The organism is Rhizobium sp. Leaf453 (assembly GCF_001425605.1).
Taxonomy (GTDB): domain Bacteria; phylum Pseudomonadota; class Alphaproteobacteria; order Rhizobiales; family Rhizobiaceae; genus Pararhizobium.
The window spans coordinates 893,917-909,171 of record NZ_LMRG01000001.1; the positions used below are offsets into that span (position 1 = coordinate 893,917).

General features: G+C 60.6%; 18 protein-coding genes. 12 read left to right on the top strand and 6 right to left on the bottom strand.

Features of this window, described 5'->3' with window-relative positions; all coding sequences use genetic code 11:
* Nucleotides 1-41: 41 nt before the first annotated feature.
* From lspA to ASG68_RS04325, 3 genes are read right to left on the bottom strand one after another with little or no spacing between them, the layout of a single operon-like run.
* A complete protein-coding gene (lspA, locus tag ASG68_RS04315; protein WP_062582834.1) occupies nt 42-533 on the bottom strand; it encodes a signal peptidase II in 492 nt (163 codons plus the stop codon).
* Complete coding sequence (locus ASG68_RS04320) at nt 530-1,390, bottom strand: TrmH family RNA methyltransferase (RefSeq protein ID WP_062582831.1); 861 nt, start codon at nt 1,388-1,390, stop codon at nt 530-532. Before ASG68_RS04320 ends, lspA begins: the two co-directional genes overlap by 4 nt.
* Nucleotides 1,387-2,361 (bottom strand): class I SAM-dependent methyltransferase, encoded by a 975-nt coding sequence (locus tag ASG68_RS04325; RefSeq protein ID WP_413813987.1) that lies wholly within the window; start codon nt 2,359-2,361, stop codon nt 1,387-1,389. The genes ASG68_RS04320 and ASG68_RS04325 overlap by 4 nt, the downstream gene beginning before the upstream one ends.
* A 301-nt stretch (nt 2,362-2,662) precedes the next feature.
* Between ASG68_RS04325 and ASG68_RS04330 the strand changes: the two genes are divergently transcribed.
* Nucleotides 2,663-3,121 carry an SRPBCC family protein gene (locus ASG68_RS04330; RefSeq protein WP_062582827.1) on the top strand — a complete coding sequence of 153 codons (459 nt, stop codon included), beginning with the start codon at nt 2,663-2,665 and terminating at the stop codon, nt 3,119-3,121.
* 7 nt (nt 3,122-3,128) lie between these two features.
* Here the strand turns inward: ASG68_RS04330 and ASG68_RS04335 are convergent, their stop codons facing one another.
* From ASG68_RS04335 to sppA, 3 genes are all read right to left on the bottom strand, one after another.
* Nucleotides 3,129-3,467, bottom strand: a complete 339-nt coding sequence (locus ASG68_RS04335) for a hypothetical protein (protein WP_062583658.1) — start codon at nt 3,465-3,467, stop codon at nt 3,129-3,131.
* Between the two features lie 62 nt (nt 3,468-3,529).
* Nucleotides 3,530-3,832, bottom strand: coding sequence for an integration host factor subunit beta (locus ASG68_RS04340; RefSeq protein ID WP_062582825.1), 303 nt, complete (start codon nt 3,830-3,832; stop codon nt 3,530-3,532).
* Nucleotides 3,833-3,965: 133 nt separating this feature from the next.
* A complete protein-coding gene (gene sppA, locus ASG68_RS04345; RefSeq protein WP_062582823.1) occupies nt 3,966-4,919 on the bottom strand; it encodes a signal peptide peptidase SppA in 954 nt (317 codons plus the stop codon).
* Nucleotides 4,920-5,161: 242 nt separating this feature from the next.
* Here sppA and lptC point away from each other — a divergent pair, with 242 nt between their 5' ends.
* From lptC to ASG68_RS04405, 11 genes are all read left to right on the top strand, one after another.
* Nucleotides 5,162-5,830: an LPS export ABC transporter periplasmic protein LptC gene (gene lptC / locus ASG68_RS04350; protein ID WP_062582821.1), complete on the top strand. Its 669-nt coding sequence runs from the start codon at nt 5,162-5,164 to the stop codon at nt 5,828-5,830.
* Between the two features lie 17 nt (nt 5,831-5,847).
* Nucleotides 5,848-6,408, top strand: coding sequence for an LptA/OstA family protein (locus ASG68_RS04355; protein WP_062582819.1), 561 nt, complete (start codon nt 5,848-5,850; stop codon nt 6,406-6,408).
* A gap of 13 nt (nt 6,409-6,421) precedes the next feature.
* Nucleotides 6,422-7,231, top strand: coding sequence for an LPS export ABC transporter ATP-binding protein (gene lptB, locus ASG68_RS04360; protein ID WP_062582817.1), 810 nt, complete (start codon nt 6,422-6,424; stop codon nt 7,229-7,231).
* A gap of 396 nt (nt 7,232-7,627) precedes the next feature.
* The gene (gene rpoN / locus ASG68_RS04365) at nt 7,628-9,202 is read left to right on the top strand and encodes an RNA polymerase factor sigma-54 (RefSeq protein ID WP_062582815.1); all 1,575 of its coding nucleotides are present in this window, start codon (nt 7,628-7,630) and stop codon (nt 9,200-9,202) included.
* A 297-nt stretch (nt 9,203-9,499) separates the two neighbouring features.
* A complete protein-coding gene (gene hpf, locus ASG68_RS04375; protein ID WP_062582811.1) occupies nt 9,500-10,075 on the top strand; it encodes a ribosome hibernation-promoting factor, HPF/YfiA family in 576 nt (191 codons plus the stop codon).
* Between the two features lie 120 nt (nt 10,076-10,195).
* Nucleotides 10,196-10,660, top strand: a complete 465-nt coding sequence (gene ptsN / locus ASG68_RS04380; protein WP_062582809.1) for a PTS IIA-like nitrogen regulatory protein PtsN — start codon at nt 10,196-10,198, stop codon at nt 10,658-10,660.
* A 171-nt stretch (nt 10,661-10,831) separates the two neighbouring features.
* Entirely contained in the window at nt 10,832-11,599 is a 768-nt protein-coding gene (locus tag ASG68_RS04385) for an SDR family NAD(P)-dependent oxidoreductase (RefSeq protein ID WP_062582808.1), read from the top strand.
* Between the two features lie 31 nt (nt 11,600-11,630).
* Nucleotides 11,631-12,047 (top strand): DUF3592 domain-containing protein, encoded by a 417-nt coding sequence (locus ASG68_RS04390; protein WP_062582806.1) that lies wholly within the window; start codon nt 11,631-11,633, stop codon nt 12,045-12,047.
* A gap of 76 nt (nt 12,048-12,123) precedes the next feature.
* Nucleotides 12,124-13,359 (top strand): D-arabinono-1,4-lactone oxidase, encoded by a 1,236-nt coding sequence (locus tag ASG68_RS04395; protein ID WP_062582804.1) that lies wholly within the window; start codon nt 12,124-12,126, stop codon nt 13,357-13,359.
* Between the two features lie 10 nt (nt 13,360-13,369).
* Nucleotides 13,370-13,615, top strand: coding sequence for a low molecular weight protein tyrosine phosphatase family protein (locus ASG68_RS04400; RefSeq protein WP_062582802.1), 246 nt, complete (start codon nt 13,370-13,372; stop codon nt 13,613-13,615).
* A gap of 59 nt (nt 13,616-13,674) precedes the next feature.
* Nucleotides 13,675-15,228, top strand: coding sequence for an acetolactate synthase large subunit (locus ASG68_RS04405; RefSeq protein WP_062583657.1), 1,554 nt, complete (start codon nt 13,675-13,677; stop codon nt 15,226-15,228).
* Nucleotides 15,229-15,255 lie beyond the last annotated feature (27 nt).

Here is a 15,255-nt window from a genome sequence, read left to right on the forward strand (position 1 = left end):
ACGGCAAGGGTTTTGAATGGCTTCAGCCGGTCCGTAAAATTTTAGCGATCCCGCTTTTTCATCTGCAGAAGCTCGTCCAGAACGATCGAGCCGGCACCGACCGTGATGAAACTGTCGGCGAGGTTGAAGACGGCAAACGACCAGGTCGCCGTGTGAAACAGGATATAGTCGATGACATATCCGAAAATCAGACGGTCAATGAGGTTGCCGAGCGCGCCGGCGATGATCATCGCATAGCCGAGATGCGCGAAGAAGCGATCCTTCGGCGTGCGGCGCCAGAGCCAGAGCACGAAGGCGACGACGACCAGCCGCATGCTGACGATGAACCAGCCTTCCATGCCCGAGAGCATGGAAAAGGCGACGCCATAATTATAGGTGCGGTACAGCGCCAGCATCGGCATGACCGATACCGCCTGCTCCATCGGCAGCCACAGTTCGACGGCGACCTTGATCGCCTGATCCAGCAGGATGGCAATAATGATGAACACGGCAATGGGCACGGGCCGCGAAAATAGTGCCGTCTTTTCACTCATGCCCTGTCGTCCAGTGTCAGCAGATGGCGGCGGACTTCGAACAGCATGATCCCTGTGGCGATCGCAAGATTAAGTGAATCCGCGCGTCCCTGTTGCGGAATGCGGGCAAGCGCGGTCGCCTCCTTCGCAAGCTCCTCCGGCAGGCCGGCCTGTTCGTTGCCCATCAGCAGAACGACGGGCTTCTTGCGGTAATCGATCATGCGATAATCGACGGCGCCGGCCAGATGTGTGGCGACGACCTGAACGCCCGCCGCCTTCTGCCATTTGATGAAATCTGCAACGGTCGCGCGGATCACCGGCATGGCGAAGACGGAGCCCATGGTTGCGCGCACGGTTTCCAGCGAGAAGGGATCGGTGGTTTCACCGATCAGGATGACACCGGATGCCCCGGAGGCATCGGCCGTGCGGATAATCGTGCCGAGGTTGCCGGGATCGCGGACGCGGTCGAGCGCCACATAGGTCTCGCCGACAGCCGGCTTGATATCACGCAGATTGCGGTAACGCTGTTCGAAGACGCCGACGACCATCTGGGGATTGTCGCGGCGGGTGATGCTCGACAGCACCTTTTCGCTGACTTCGAGCACGAGCCCCCCGGCCGCGACCGTTTTCAGCGCGACCTGCTCGACCTGCGGCTTGCCCTTGGCGGCCTTGGCATAGACCAGCGTCTTGATCGTCCAGCCGAGTTCCAGCGCATCGATGACCAGTTTCAGGCCTTCGGCGATGAAGGAGCGGCTTTCGTCGCGATCCTTCTTGTTCGACAGCGCCTTGATGTCCTTGATGATCGGATTGGACAGGCTGGTGACTTCCTTCACCTGCCCGACACGGCGCGGGCCGTGATCCCTGTAATCGTCGCTCATTTCGGCACCCAACGGCTGAAGAGAGAAGTGGAAAGCGCGCGGCCCGGCTCGTTGCCGTCAAGGCCGCCTTCGCGCAAGATGAGTTCGCCGGATTCGACCGCGCCGCCGCGTCCGCGCATGGTCTCTCGCATCAATTCGTGGATCGAATAGAAGCTGGCACGGATCGAATAGGCGGTCAGCACCAGCCCCCGGGCCTCCGGCGACAGGATCTCGCGGCAGATGTCGAGCATCAGGGCGAGATGGTCGAACAGCTGCCAGACCTCACCATTGGGACCGCGACCAAATTTCGGCGGATCGGTGAGGATGATGTCGTAGCGGCTGCTGCGGCGCTCCTCGCGCTGGATGAACTTCATCGCATCTTCGCAGATCCAGCGGATCGGCAACTGTTCCGCCCGACCGAGCGCCTGGTTTTCCCGCGCCCAGCCGATCGCCTTCTTGGAGGCGTCGACATGGGTGACCTCGGCACCGGCCTTGGCCGCGATCAGCGAGGCGACGCCGGTATAGCCGAACAGGTTCAGGACTTTCAGCGGACGCCCGGCCGTCTCGATCTGATCCTTCATCCAGCTCCAATGCGCTAGCTGCTCGGGGAACACGCCGACATGGCGAAAGGCGGTGAAACGGCCGTAGAACTCCGCATCGAGAATCTGCATCGGCCAGGTTTCGCCGAGCGCCTGGCGCGGAAAGCGCCAGCGGCCCATGCCGTCTTCGTCGGTATCGCCGGTGAAGACCGAGTCCGCATTGTCCCAGACATGCGCCGGCAATGTCTTCGGCCAGAGCGCTTGCGCTTCCGGGCGAACGATCCGGTAGGGGCCGTATTGTTCGAGCTTCAGCCCATCGCCGCTATCGATCAGGTGATAGTCGCGCGCACCCTTCGTTTCGAGAATGATCGGCACGCGTTCGTCAGGCTTGGCACCCGTGCGGATACGGACCTCGGCGCGCGGCGCGATGGCATCGGCCTTTTCCAGAACGATCTTTTCAGACACGACCTTCTGCGGCGCAGGCTTGGGTGCGGCGCGGCCCTCATTGTTGCGGGTGAACTGCGGCTTTGCCTGCGGCGGTCGCGATTTTGCCGGCTGGGCGGCGCGTCCCTGCCCGCCGCGTGATGATGCGGCCGGTCCGGCTTTGCCCTTGGGCCGTCGATCTTTGTCTTTCACGCCGTTTTGTCCGTCATTTTCGTGTCTTTAAAGGCTGCAAATAGCACCGCTCTTTCTCTTGGCAAAGCTGTTTCCGATCTGCGATACATTTGGGACGGTGTGATCAGGGAGGATCATCATGGATATGAGTGGCGAAGAACGCATCGCGGCCCCTCGCGAGATCGTCTGGGCAGCGCTGAACGACCCGGACATTCTCAGGCAATGCATTCCCGGCTGTCAGTCGCTGGAGATGACGTCGCCGACCGAGCTTACCGCCAGCGTCAAGCTCAAGATCGGTCCGGTTTCCGCGTCCTTCTCCGGCAATGTCACCCTGTCCAACATCAACGCTCCGGAGAGCTACACCATTACCGGCGAAGGCAAGGGCGGCATTGCCGGCTTCGCCAAGGGTGGCGCCGATGTCGTCCTGAAGGAGGATGGTGCGGAAACGATCCTCACCTATGAAGCCAAGGCCGAGATCGGGGGCAAGCTGGCGCAGCTCGGTTCACGGCTGGTCGGTTCAAGCGCCAAGAAGCTGGCGCAGCAATTCTTCGCCGATTTCAGCACGGTCGTCACCGAGCGCGCCGCAGCAGCCGGCTGAACAAGTCTTATTTTGAGGGAAGCAACGTCTGTGCCGCCATGGTTTCGGCGCGGGTGCGGTGTTTTTCAGCTTCCGCATGCCATTTGACGGCCTCATGGGCCTCGTTGCGGGCACGCTTGCGGTACTTGCCCTGGCCGAACCAGGTGGCGAGCGAACCGACAACCAGACCGAAGATCACGGCGAGAAAGATAAAGACGAAGAAGGGCGCCGACGCCGAAAGTACGCTATCTGCCGGATTGAACGGGTTGAGCGCCAGCGTCACCGTCTGCCGGTTGGCGACCGACAGGACGATCAGGATGATCGCCACCGGAACCAGCACCACGATATTCACAATCTTCTTCAGCATCATCGCATCTCCGTCATTCCACCTGCCCGGTACTTTACGGCATCGGACGGTTCAGGCACGGCTCATTCATCGTCTTCGTCGTCAGCGCCCGGATTGAGGCGTTCACGCAATTCCTTACCGGTCTTGAAGAAGGGAACCCACTTTTCCTCGACGAAGACGCTGTCGCCGGTGCGCGGGTTGCGGCCGGAACGTGAAGGCCGGTTTTTCACCGAAAAAGCGCCGAAACCGCGCAGCTCGACCCGGTTTCCGGCAGCCAGGGCATCTGTGATCTCATCAAGGACCGCATTGACGATATTCTCGACATCACGGTGATAGAGATGCGGATTGCGAGCCGCAACAATCTGCACCAACTCTGACTTGATCACTGTCGCCCCCTCTGATGAATTTATATTTGTTCTTAAAGCGTTACGCCCATCGGATGGTCTTGTCCACCTGCCGGGATGTTGCTTTGCCGGTTTCGACCATGGAAAAAACCATTGGGCGCTCTCGGCGGTTTTCTCAATCGCTGCCAACCTGCCAAACGGAAACCAGACCGTCAAGAAACAACTTCTCGCGACCCAATTTTTCGAGGCTCCCAAGATAGGGAAAAGCCTCATATCCCAAGGCCTTGACCCATGCGGCCGCAGCCGAGCCGATCCCGAAAGGCAAGGAGCGTCGCGGCTCCTCCCAATCGATGATGTCGAGTTTCTTTGCAACCTTGCGGCCTTCGAGGAAGGTGCGGATCTCGTCGTCTCCGCCGAGTTCATCGATCAGCTTGAGTTTCAACGCCTGCCGGCCGGTAAAAATACGTCCGTCGGCCAGTCCGAGGGCTTCGGCGCGCGGCATCTTGCGGCGGTCGGCAACGAGATCGACGAACCAGTTGAAGCTATCGTCGATCATGGCCTGAATGACGGCTTTGGCCTCGTCGCTCGGCGGATGGAACGGCGATGGCTCGGCCTTCAATGGCGCGGATTTGATCTCCTCGAGAGAGACGCCGACCTTGTCCATCAGATCCTTGATCTGCGGATACTGGAAGATGACGCCGATCGAACCGGTGATCGAGGTATCCCCGGCAACGATCCGGTCGCCGGCCAGCGCGATCATGTAGCCGGCGGAGGCGGCCAGCGTGCGCACGTCCGACACGACCGGCTTCTTGGCAGCAACCTTGCGGATCGCCTTGAACAACCTTTCGCCGCCATAGGTCGTACCGCCGGGCGAGGAAATTGTGACGATCAGCGCCTTGACGGAATCGGCCTCGGCGATCCGGTCCAGTCTCTCCAGAAGCTCCTTGTCATCCTGGATGATGCCGGAAATCGTTACGCGCGCGATGTGGGGGCGCAGCGCGCCCTGTCCCGCGCCGGAATATGCGTAGACCGCCAGTCCCGCCACCAGCACGAGAGCAATGGAGACCAGGCGCCAGAAGCCGAGCTTTCGCCGAAGTTGCCGCCGGTCGGCGATGCCAGTCTGATCCATGGTCTTTCCTCCTTCTCAAGGGGCGGGCGGCTTCGGGGGGCAAATCAGCCACGAATAATGCCCGCTGCACATAGCGGTGGCGCGCCACGTTGTAACCCGGTTTGAACAAAATTCGAGCGTCCATTGTCGGCGAACAAAAAAATCTCCATATTCGCCATCACTCACATCGCCCGAACGGCGTGGCGCAGGCTCCATGATCTCTCGATCCGGTGGCGCGCGGATTTGAATGACAGGTTTAATTTATGCTCAGTGACGCGCAATTTGCCAACGCGATGCCACATTCCGGCGCAGTTCGGGTGGATGCCTATACCGAGGCAGCCCGCCATTCCGTGCGTGTCCGCCGGCTGAAGATCATCCTGCCATTGATCGCGTTCGTGATCGGCGCCATCTTCGTAGCGGTTTCGGTCGTGCGTGCCTTCCTGCCGGAAAACCTGCAGATCGAGAATGCAACGATCGAAAACGGCAAGATCGTCATGCAGAACCCGGCCATTTCCGGCCGTAACAAGCAGGATATCAGCTATTCGATGAAAGCAGTGCGAGCGCTGCAGGATATCGCCAATCCCGACATCATCACGCTGGAAACCATCCACGCGGAAATGCCGGTCAACGACACGCTGATCGCCACCGTCGAGGCCACCAGCGGCATCTATGACCGTGGCGGCAATACGCTGAACATGAACGCGCCTTTCAGCATCACCATGAACAACGGCCTCGTCGCCGACTTCCAGGCGGCCTATCTCGATATCAATGCCGGAGAAATGGAAACCACCAAGCCGATCGCAATCAGCATGAACGGCGGTTCCATTGTTGCACAGTCGCTGAGAATGACGGATAAGGGACGCATTGTAACGTTTAAAGGCAAGGTCAGGGTCATCGCCGACCCGAAGACCATTCGCAAAACCGCCAACTAGAAAAAACCGGGGCACACATGTCGGCCACATCAGCCTTTTCGTTTCGGCTTGCCGGAACAGTCATTCTTTTAAGCCTTTTCGCCACCGCCCCGCTCTCCTCGGCATCCGCGCAGGCCACGACGAGCAAGATGAAAGGACTTGAACTGTCCAACGACGAACCGATCCAGATCGAGAGCGACAAGCTCGAAATCAAGGATGCGGAAAGCAAGGCGCTCTTCAGCGGCAACGTCAAGGTCGTTCAGGGAACAACGGTGCTGCAGGCTGGCAGCATGGTCGTCTATTACAAGAAGGGTGGCGGCGCGATCTCGGGCGGCAACGCCGATATCGATCGCATCGAGGTCAGCCAGAAGGTGTTCCTGTCGTCGGGCACACAGCAGGCCACCGCCGACAACGGCGAATTCAACATGACGGCGCAAACACTCGTCTTGAAGGGCAAGCAGGTCGTGCTGTCGGAAGGCAAGAACGTCTTCACCGGCTGCCAGCTCAACGTTCAGATGAACACGGGCGAAGCGCAACTCGAGGCCTGTGGCGGACGCGTCCAGATCCAGTTGGACCCGAAGTCCCAGAAGACGAATTGATGCAGACGCGCACGTGAACATTCCTTTTCTTCACAAACGCAAGCGTGGCGGCAAGCCGGAAACAGTCGCGGCCTCTCGTGTCGTCGACAAAGCGCGCTATGAAGGCACGCTGATCGCGCGCGGGTTGACCAAGTCCTATCGCGGCCGCCGCGTCGTCGGCGGCGTGTCGCTGGTCGTGCGCCGGGGCGAGGCCGTCGGCCTGCTCGGCCCCAACGGCGCCGGCAAGACGACCTGTTTCTATATGATCACCGGCCTCGTGCCGGTCGATGAAGGCTCGATCGAGATCAACGGCAACGACGTGACGACGATGCCGATGTATCGGCGCGCCCGCCTCGGCGTCGGCTACCTGCCGCAGGAGGCCTCGATTTTTCGTGGCCTGACCGTCGAGGAAAACATCCGCGCCGTGCTCGAAGTTCACGACAAGAACCGCGAGCGGCGCGAGCACAAGCTCAACGAACTCCTGGGCGAGTTTAACATTTCTCACCTGCGCAAGTCTCCGGCTGTCGCCCTTTCGGGTGGTGAACGTCGACGGTTGGAAATCGCCCGCGCGCTGGCGACCGATCCAACCTTCATGCTGCTCGACGAGCCCTTTGCCGGCGTCGATCCGATCTCGGTCGCCGACATCCAGGCGCTGGTGCGTCATCTCACCTCGCGCGGCATCGGCGTTCTCATCACAGACCATAATGTCCGCGAAACGCTGGGGCTGATCGACCGCGCCTACATCATCCATGCGGGCGAAGTGCTGACGCATGGCCGGGCCAATGACATCGTCACCAATCCGGATGTTCGCCGCCTCTATCTCGGCGACAATTTCAGTCTCTGACGCTTATCTTTCCAATAGAAGGGTAAACGAAAACGACGGCGGCAGGCGACAATCTGCCGCTTTTGAAACATGCCTCTTGACCCTTTCGCGGTTTTACGCAATTTTTGGCCCCGCAGGAAATGCTGCGCCGCAATATCGCGCTACCGTAACTGCCTCTCGACGCTTGCGGCGGAACCTCGCCAGATCCCCGAAACCGGTGAAAAAGGCTGGTTTTGCGTTGTTTTTGGATGCCTGCAGCTTAAAAATTAGCGGCTGCCGCAAAATTCATCTTATTTCCAGGCAATACTTGACCAAACCCCATTAATAAGCAATTTTTGGGCCAGTTGAAGAACTGGCGCTTTCAGCCATCAAAATGGCGCGGCCAGCTCGGAAAATCGAGGGGAGTTTCGCGTCCGAATGGCACTATCAGCCAGCCTCTTCCTGCGCCAGAGTCAATCTCTGACGATGACCCCTCAGCTGATGCAGTCCATCCAGCTGCTGCAGATGACGCATTTCGAGCTCAACCAATTCATCGAACTCGAAGTCGAGAAAAACCCGCTTCTCGAATTCGCCGCCGGCGACGACAGCTCTTCCGGGACGGACCGGCACGGCAAGGACGAACTTCACATCACGCCGGATGAGCGCAGCGAGCGCGAGACATCGGACGCCTCAAGCTTCGATACGCTGGGCGACGTCTATGACAGCACGACATCGATAACCGGCGAGCGCATGAGCGAACAGCTCGACGCCAATTTCGAGAATGTTTTCCCCGACGACACCGCGCCGCAGCGCGCGGACGCGCCGGAACTGCTCAGCCAGTGGAAATCCATGCCGGGTGGCGGCGAAGGCGATGGCAGCGAGGGATATGATCTCGACGATTTCGTCGCCAATCGCCTGACGCTACGGGATTTCCTCAACCAGCAGGTTCCTTTCACCGTCCACGGCGCCAGCGACCTCCTGATCGCCCAGCACCTGATCGACCAGCTCGACGAGGCCGGCTATCTGCACGCCGACCTCATGGAAATGGCCGAACGTCTCGGCTGCGCGGCAAGCGATGTGGCGCGTGTGCTCGACAGCCTGCAACAGCTGGACCCGCCGGGCGTCTTTGCACGTTCGCTCAGCGAATGCCTTGCCATCCAGCTCAGAGCGCGGGACCGCCTCGATCCGGCCATGGCGGCGCTGCTCGACAATCTGGAGCTTCTGGCGCGGCGCGACTTTGCCAGCCTGAAACGCATCTGCGGCGTGGACGAGGAAGACCTCATCGACATGCTGGCGGAAATCCGCAAGCTGGACCCAAAACCCGGCACCGGTTTCGAAGCGAGCCCATCAGAAGCGATCGTTCCGGATGTCGTCGTACGCGCGGCGCCGGATGGCAGCTGGGCGATCGAGCTCAATCCCGATACGCTGCCGCGCGTGCTGGTCAACCAGACCTATTACGCCACGGTATCGAAGCACGCGCCGAAGAACAGTGCCGATCACGCCTTTCTGACGGATTGCCTGCAGACCGCCAATTGGCTGACCCGCAGCCTCGACCAGCGCGCCAAGACGATCATGAAGGTGGCAACCGAGATCGTGCGCCAGCAGGATGCCTTCCTCGTGCATGGCGTCGATCACTTGCGGCCGCTCAACCTCAAGACGGTCGCAGACGCGATCAAGATGCATGAATCGACCGTCAGCCGCGTCACGTCGAATAAGTACATGCTGACGCCGCGCGGACTGTTCGAGCTCAAATATTTCTTCACGGTCTCGATCGGCTCGGCCGAGGGCGGCGACAGCCATTCGGCGGAATCCGTGCGCCACCGCATCCGCAACATGATCGTGCTCGAAAGCCCGGATGCGGTCCTGTCGGACGACGATATCGTCGACATCCTGAAAAAGGGTGGCGTCGAACTCGCCCGCCGGACGGTGGCGAAATATCGCGAGGCGATGAACATCCCCTCCTCGGTGCAACGCCGCCGGGAAAAGCGGGCGCTTGCCAAGGTCTCGGCCTGATCCGATGCGGGCGCCGTCGCTGCGCCAGCCTGCACGACCGGAGGTTATCCCCGCTATACCGGCTTTCAACAGACCGAGCGACCGCAAACCCCGGCTTCTTAACCATCCTGTTGACTTTTCGGGCAACCGGGAGTATGAGGCCGCCCCAATAGGCAATGGCATGGAGCCTGCCTCAAGCATATCCCTTCAAATCCTGGCCGGCATGACGCAAATTTCGTTTGCGTGCGTGAAATGCTTGGATGACGGAAGCGGTTGGAATAGACTGGCTACGCAAATCACGAAAAGAGAGGAAACTCCATGAGTGTGCGTGTATCCGGTAAACATATGGAAATCGGCGAATCGTTTCGTCTTCGGATCGAAGATCAGATCGGTCTGGCCGTAACCAAATATTTTGACGGAGGATATTCAAGCCAGGTCACTGTGGAAAAGTCTGGATCTCGTTTCAGCGCGGACTGCAAGATTCACCTCGATTCCGGGGCCACCTTGCAGGCGAGCGGTGAAGCGAACGAGCCGCAAGCCGCATTTGACGCAGCGTCAGAACGGATTGCAAAGCGCATCCGCCGTTACAAGCGGAAGCTCAAGGACCACCACAATGGCAATGGCCATGCTGGATTTGCTGAAGTTGCCTACACCGTGATGGATTCAGTGCCCGATGAAGACGATGAGCTTCCGGACAACTATGCACCGACGATCGTCGCGGAAAGTTCAAAACAGTTGAGGACGATGTCCGTCGCGAACGCCGTGATGGCGCTCGATATGACGGATGACCCCGTCCTCATGTTCCGCAGCCCAGGAAACGAGCAGTTGAATATCGTCTATCGACGCAACGATGGAAACATTGGCTGGATTGATGCAGCCAATATCAAGGGCTGAGTGGATCGGACCGGATGGCGGCATGCCTCCGTCTGGTCTGCCGCTTTTTTCTGGTAGTGGATGCGGGCGCAGCCGATAACGGCGCGCCCGTAGTTCCAGCCGGCGAACGAGGACAAAAGAATGGCATTGGCAGGCTTGCTGCAGCAGAATGCGATACTCCCGGCCATGAAGGCCAACTCGAAGAAGCAGTTGCTTCAGGAATTGGCGGCAAAAGCATCCAAGATCACCGGACTGCCCGAGAGGGAAATCTTCGACGTCATTCTCCAGCGCGAGCGCCTGGGCTCGACCGGCGTCGGCAACGGCATCGCCATCCCGCACGGCAAGCTGTCGCATCTGTCGTCGATCGTCGGCATTTTTGCGCGCCTGGAATCGCCGGTCGATTTCGAAGCGCTGGATGACCAACCCGTCGATCTCGTCTTCCTGCTGCTCGCTCCTGAAGGTGCCGGTGCCGATCATCTGAAGGCACTGTCGCGTATCGCCCGCGTGCTGCGGGACCAGGACATGGTCGCCCGCCTTCGCGCAACCGACTCGGCCTCGGCGATCTATACCTTCCTCAGCGACGACCAGGCCTCCAACGCGGCCTGATCGTATCTGACATGACAAATTTCGTGCGAACGCGGCTTTTAGGCCGCGTTTTTGCGTTTCGGGTCACCGCCTCCCCCACATCCAAAAATTGTCGAACCGGGCCTGAAGACGTATCGACACGGCCGCACGGCTCGACAATACTCCCGTTCAACAAACATGAAGGGGACGGGCATGGCAGGACGTTTGGCTGGAAAGACCGCACTGATCAGCGGAGGTGCCGGCGGATGCGGCCTCGCCGCCTCGCAACTGTTTGCCCGCGAGGGCGCGCGTGTCGGCATTGTCGATCTGCCGCGCAGCAAGGGCGAAGAGGTCGCCGCCGCGATCCGCGCCGAGGGTGGCGAGGCCATCTTCGCGCCCGCCGACGTCTCCGTGTCTGCCGAGGTCAAGACCGCCGTGAAAGCGGTCGAGGATGCCTTCGGGCCGATCCGGGTTCTCTTCAATCACGCCGGCATTCTTGCCGTCGGCCCCTTCCTCGAGACCGAAGAGGACGAGTGGGACCGGCTGATGGCCGTCAACGTCCGCTCGATGTTCCTGATGACCAAGGCCGTACTGCCCGGCATGCTGGCCGCCGGCGGCGGCAGCATCGTCTCCACCTCCTCGATCTCGGCCGTCGCGGCAACGCCGATGGAAGTGCTTTACGACACGACCAAGGGCGCCTGCCACATGTTCGCCCGCGCCATCGCCGTCGAATTTCGTGATCGCGGCATCCGCTCCAACGCCGTCTGCCCCGGCTTCATCGCCACCGACCACGGCAAGCGCGAACTGGTGGGCCTCGCCAAGCACGGCGTCGACGTCTCCGACGCCGCCATTGCCGCGCAGCAGGGTCGCATGTGCGATCCGATGGAAGTGGCGCAGGCCGCCCTGTTCCTCGCCAGCGACGAGTCCAGTTTCGTCAACGGCACGCACCTGTTTGTCGATAATTGCTTTACGGCGGTGTGAGCGGCGGGAGCTGTCTCAAAGGAGGGCAATCATGTTTGACACTTGGTTGGCCGTCATTGCACTCGCAGTGCTGTTCCTGAACTGGCATGCCGGCATCCTGTTACTCTCGGGAATCACGGTCTGGCTCATCTACCGGACAGGAGCTCTTTTCCTAAGAGGGAAGTGGCGCCCGGTCGAAGCAGCGGTTTCCGGGAGTGAAATCCTTGGCTCAGGCGAAGAGACGGTATTGATGGTCACGGCCTTCTTCACTCTCAATGGGGAAACACATTGCGTGACGATCCGAGCCCGCCCAACCGAAAAAGTGCTTTATCCTTTCGGAAGCCACATTCGGTTGTTGGTCAGTCCCCGAAAGCCAGACAGATACATCATCGATCGCGCCTATAGCGGCAATTTTGAATGGTTTGCCTATTGGCTGGCAACCAAGCTGCTTCAACTTCAGGGACGATGATTTATCCTGAAGATTGAACCGCACGGCCTTGGGAAAGAAACTTGGACTTAAAAATGAGATCAACGAGGGGAAGAACATGATGCAAGCAGGCGGTCACTGGCGGAACTGGGTCGGCAATCAATCGTGCATCGTGCGGCACAGGGGCGCGCCGACGAGCGAGGCAGCATTGGCTGAAATGGTGCGCGAGGCGACGTCGAGCGGCCTCAACGTGCGCTGCGCCGGCTCTGGCCATTCGTTTACACCGGTGGCGCTGACCAGCGGCCTGCATCTCACCCTGTCCGGCCTGCAGGGCATCACGAATATCGACACGGCGCGCAAGCGCGTCTCCGTCCATGCCGGCACGACCATCAACACGCTCGGCAAGGCCCTGAAGCGCAGCGGCCTGTCGATGATCAACCAGGGCGATATCGACAGCCAGGCGCTGGCCGGCGCGCTGACCACCGGGACCCATGGCACCGGCCTGAAGCTCGGCAACATGGCCTCCCAGATCGTCGGCATGCGGCTGGTGCAGCCGGACGGCAGCATCCTTGCCATCGACGACAGCGAGCCGGACATGCTGAACGCCGCCCGCGTCTCGATCGGCATGCTCGGCGTCATCTCCGAAATCACATTGCAGGTGATGGACAGCTACAATCTGCATGAAAAGCTGTGGCGCTGCACCTTCGACGAATGCATGGAGCAACATGACGATCTCGCTGCCAATCACCGGCATTTCGGCTTCTTCTGGTGCCCGGTGCCGGAAAGCCGCCATTGCTACTGCCTGCCGGATACGTCCTCGGTCTCGACAACGACCAGCCTGTCCGATGTCTGCGAGATGAAGACGATCGACTTCACCGATGCCGCACCGATGGAGCAAGGCTTCGAGAAGATCGCCTATTCCTCGGAAATCTACCCGATCGAATATGTGCCGAACTTCCATGAACTCGAATATGCCGTGCCGGTCCGCTACGGCAAGCAGGCCTGCATGGAAGTGCGCAAGCTGATGCTGGAGAAGCATCCGACCTGCATCTACCCGATCGAATACCGCTTCACCGCCGGCGATGGCGGCTGGATCAGCCCGTTCTACGAGCAGGATTCGATCACGCTTTCCGTCTCCGGCCAGCCGGGCACGGATTACTGGAACTACCTGAAGGACGTCGACGATATCCTGCGCCAGTTCGGCTCCCGCCCGCATTGGGGCAAGCTGCATTTCATGGGCGCGGAAGATGTCGACGCGCTTTACCCCCGCGCCGGCGATTTCAAGGCCCTGCGCAACAGGCTGGATCCGGAAGGCCGGTTCCTGAACGATCACCTGAAGCAGCTGTTTGCATAACGGAGAAGCCTTGCAAAACGTCCTCTTCATCTGCAGCCAGAACAAGCTGCGCAGCCCGACCGCCGAGCAAGTCTTCGCCGACTGGGCCGACATCATCTTCGTCATGGAGAAGGCACACCGTTCCAAGGTTCAGGGCAAGTACAGGGCCTCCCTGAACCTGAAGCGCCTCATCTGCCTGAACATTCCGGATGATTACGACTTTATGGACCCGGGGCTGGTGGAATTGCTGAAAGCCAAGGTGCCGCGGCATCTTTGATCGGGTCGCAGATGAACGCCGACACGGCAATGCATGCAAGTGTGGATGGGAGGTTCACCATGAACGGCGCCGATATTCTGTGTGACGTGCTTCTGGCCAATGACGTCAATGTCTGCTTCGCCAATCCCGGCACATCGGAAATGCATTTCGTCACGGCGCTCGATCGCCGGCAGGAAATGCGCTGCGTGCTGGGCCTGTTCGAAGGTGTCGTGACCGGCGCGGCCGATGGTTATGCGCGCATGACCGGACGACCGGCGGCAACCCTGCTCCATACGGGGCCGGGCCTGGCAAACGGGCTCGCCAATATCCACAACGCCCGGCGTGCCAAGGTCCCGATGATCAATGTCGTCGGCGACCATGCCTCCTACCACCTGCCGCTCGACGCACCCCTGACGACGGATATCGAGAGCCTGGCCGCGCCGATGTCCAACTGGGTGCGCCGGATCAAGGGACCGGACGATGTTGCGACGGCGACGAAGGCGGCCATTCACGCCTCGCTGTCCCCCCCGGGCATCGCCACCCTCATCCTGCCTGCCGACGCGGCATGGAGCGCGGCAGAGCCGCCCGTTTCGCTGACCATCGAACGCCCCCAACCCGGCGCCGCCAGACCCGAAGCGATCCGCACAGCCGCCGAGGCGATCCGCAAGGTGCGTGGACGGGCCGGAATGATCGTTCGTGGACCAGCGGCAATGGCCGATGCGCTGGAGATCGCCGGTCAGATTTCCGCCGCGTTCGATGTGCGCCTGTTCAGCGAGGTCCAGGTGGCGCATATGCAGCGCGGACGCGGCCGTGCTGCGCCCACCCGCATTCCCTATCCGGTCGATGCCGCACTGGAGACGCTGGCCGAGATCGACGTGCTGATTCTCGTCGGCGCATCCGAGCCCGTCGCCTTCTTCGCCTACCCCGGCAAGCCCGGGCGCCTCGTGCGCGAAGACTGTCAGGTTCTGACGCTGGCTGCCCATGGCGACGATCTGAAGCGGGCGCTGGAAGAGCTTCGGGATGAACTGGGGATCAAGACCACCCAACCACTGCTGCGCGCAACCAGCATGCCCGACGAAGGAAAGCCTTCGGGACCGCTGACGGAGGACGCGGTGGCGGTGATGGTGGCGCAAAAGCTGCCCGACAATGCCATCGTCTGCGACGAAGCCATCACCTCGGCCCGGCGTTTCTTTGCACTGTCCGAACACGCGGCCCCGCACGATTTCCTGATGATCACCGGCGGTGCCATCGGCATGGGCATCCCCGTGACCGTCGGCGCTGCGATTGCCTGCCCGGATCGGAAGGTCGTGAACCTGCAGGCTGACGGCAGCGGCATGTATACCGTTCAGGGCCTGTGGACTCAGGCGCGGGAACATCTCGACATCGTCACCATCATCTTCGCCAATCGCACCTATGCCGTGCTGCATGGCGAAATGCGCAATGTCGGGGTCCAGACCATCGGCGAAAACGCCCGCCGCATGCTCAACCTCGACAACCCCTCGCTCGACTGGGTGTTGATGGCCAAGGGAATGGGCGTGGACGCGGCGCGGGCGGATACATGCGAGGATTTTGCCAGACTTCTCGACCACGCCCTGTCGCGTCCGGGGCCGTTTTTGATCGAGGCGGTTATTTGAGAGCGCGATCACGATACTCTCGCGTGT

What these genes read in the sequence shown, in the direction of transcription:
- ASG68_RS04330 (WP_062582827.1), top strand. Translation starts at nt 2,663, where the DNA reads ATGGATATGAGTGGCGAAGAACGCATCGCGGCCCCTCGCGAGATCGTC.
- ASG68_RS04385 (WP_062582808.1), top strand. Translation starts at nt 10,832, where the DNA reads ATGGCAGGACGTTTGGCTGGAAAGACCGCACTGATCAGCGGAGGTGCC.
- sppA (WP_062582823.1), bottom strand. Translation starts at nt 4,919, where the DNA reads ATGGATCAGACTGGCATCGCCGACCGGCGGCAACTTCGGCGAAAGCTC.
- ASG68_RS04405 (WP_062583657.1), top strand. Translation starts at nt 13,675, where the DNA reads ATGAACGGCGCCGATATTCTGTGTGACGTGCTTCTGGCCAATGACGTC.
- ptsN (WP_062582809.1), top strand. Translation starts at nt 10,196, where the DNA reads ATGGCATTGGCAGGCTTGCTGCAGCAGAATGCGATACTCCCGGCCATG.
- ASG68_RS04335 (WP_062583658.1), bottom strand. Translation starts at nt 3,467, where the DNA reads ATGCTGAAGAAGATTGTGAATATCGTGGTGCTGGTTCCGGTGGCGATC.
- lspA (WP_062582834.1), bottom strand. Translation starts at nt 533, where the DNA reads ATGAGTGAAAAGACGGCACTATTTTCGCGGCCCGTGCCCATTGCCGTG.
- lptC (WP_062582821.1), top strand. Translation starts at nt 5,162, where the DNA reads ATGCTCAGTGACGCGCAATTTGCCAACGCGATGCCACATTCCGGCGCA.
- rpoN (WP_062582815.1), top strand. Translation starts at nt 7,628, where the DNA reads ATGGCACTATCAGCCAGCCTCTTCCTGCGCCAGAGTCAATCTCTGACG.
- ASG68_RS04355 (WP_062582819.1), top strand. Translation starts at nt 5,848, where the DNA reads ATGTCGGCCACATCAGCCTTTTCGTTTCGGCTTGCCGGAACAGTCATT.
- ASG68_RS04390 (WP_062582806.1), top strand. Translation starts at nt 11,631, where the DNA reads ATGTTTGACACTTGGTTGGCCGTCATTGCACTCGCAGTGCTGTTCCTG.
- ASG68_RS04320 (WP_062582831.1), bottom strand. Translation starts at nt 1,390, where the DNA reads ATGAGCGACGATTACAGGGATCACGGCCCGCGCCGTGTCGGGCAGGTG.
- ASG68_RS04395 (WP_062582804.1), top strand. Translation starts at nt 12,124, where the DNA reads ATGATGCAAGCAGGCGGTCACTGGCGGAACTGGGTCGGCAATCAATCG.
- hpf (WP_062582811.1), top strand. Translation starts at nt 9,500, where the DNA reads ATGAGTGTGCGTGTATCCGGTAAACATATGGAAATCGGCGAATCGTTT.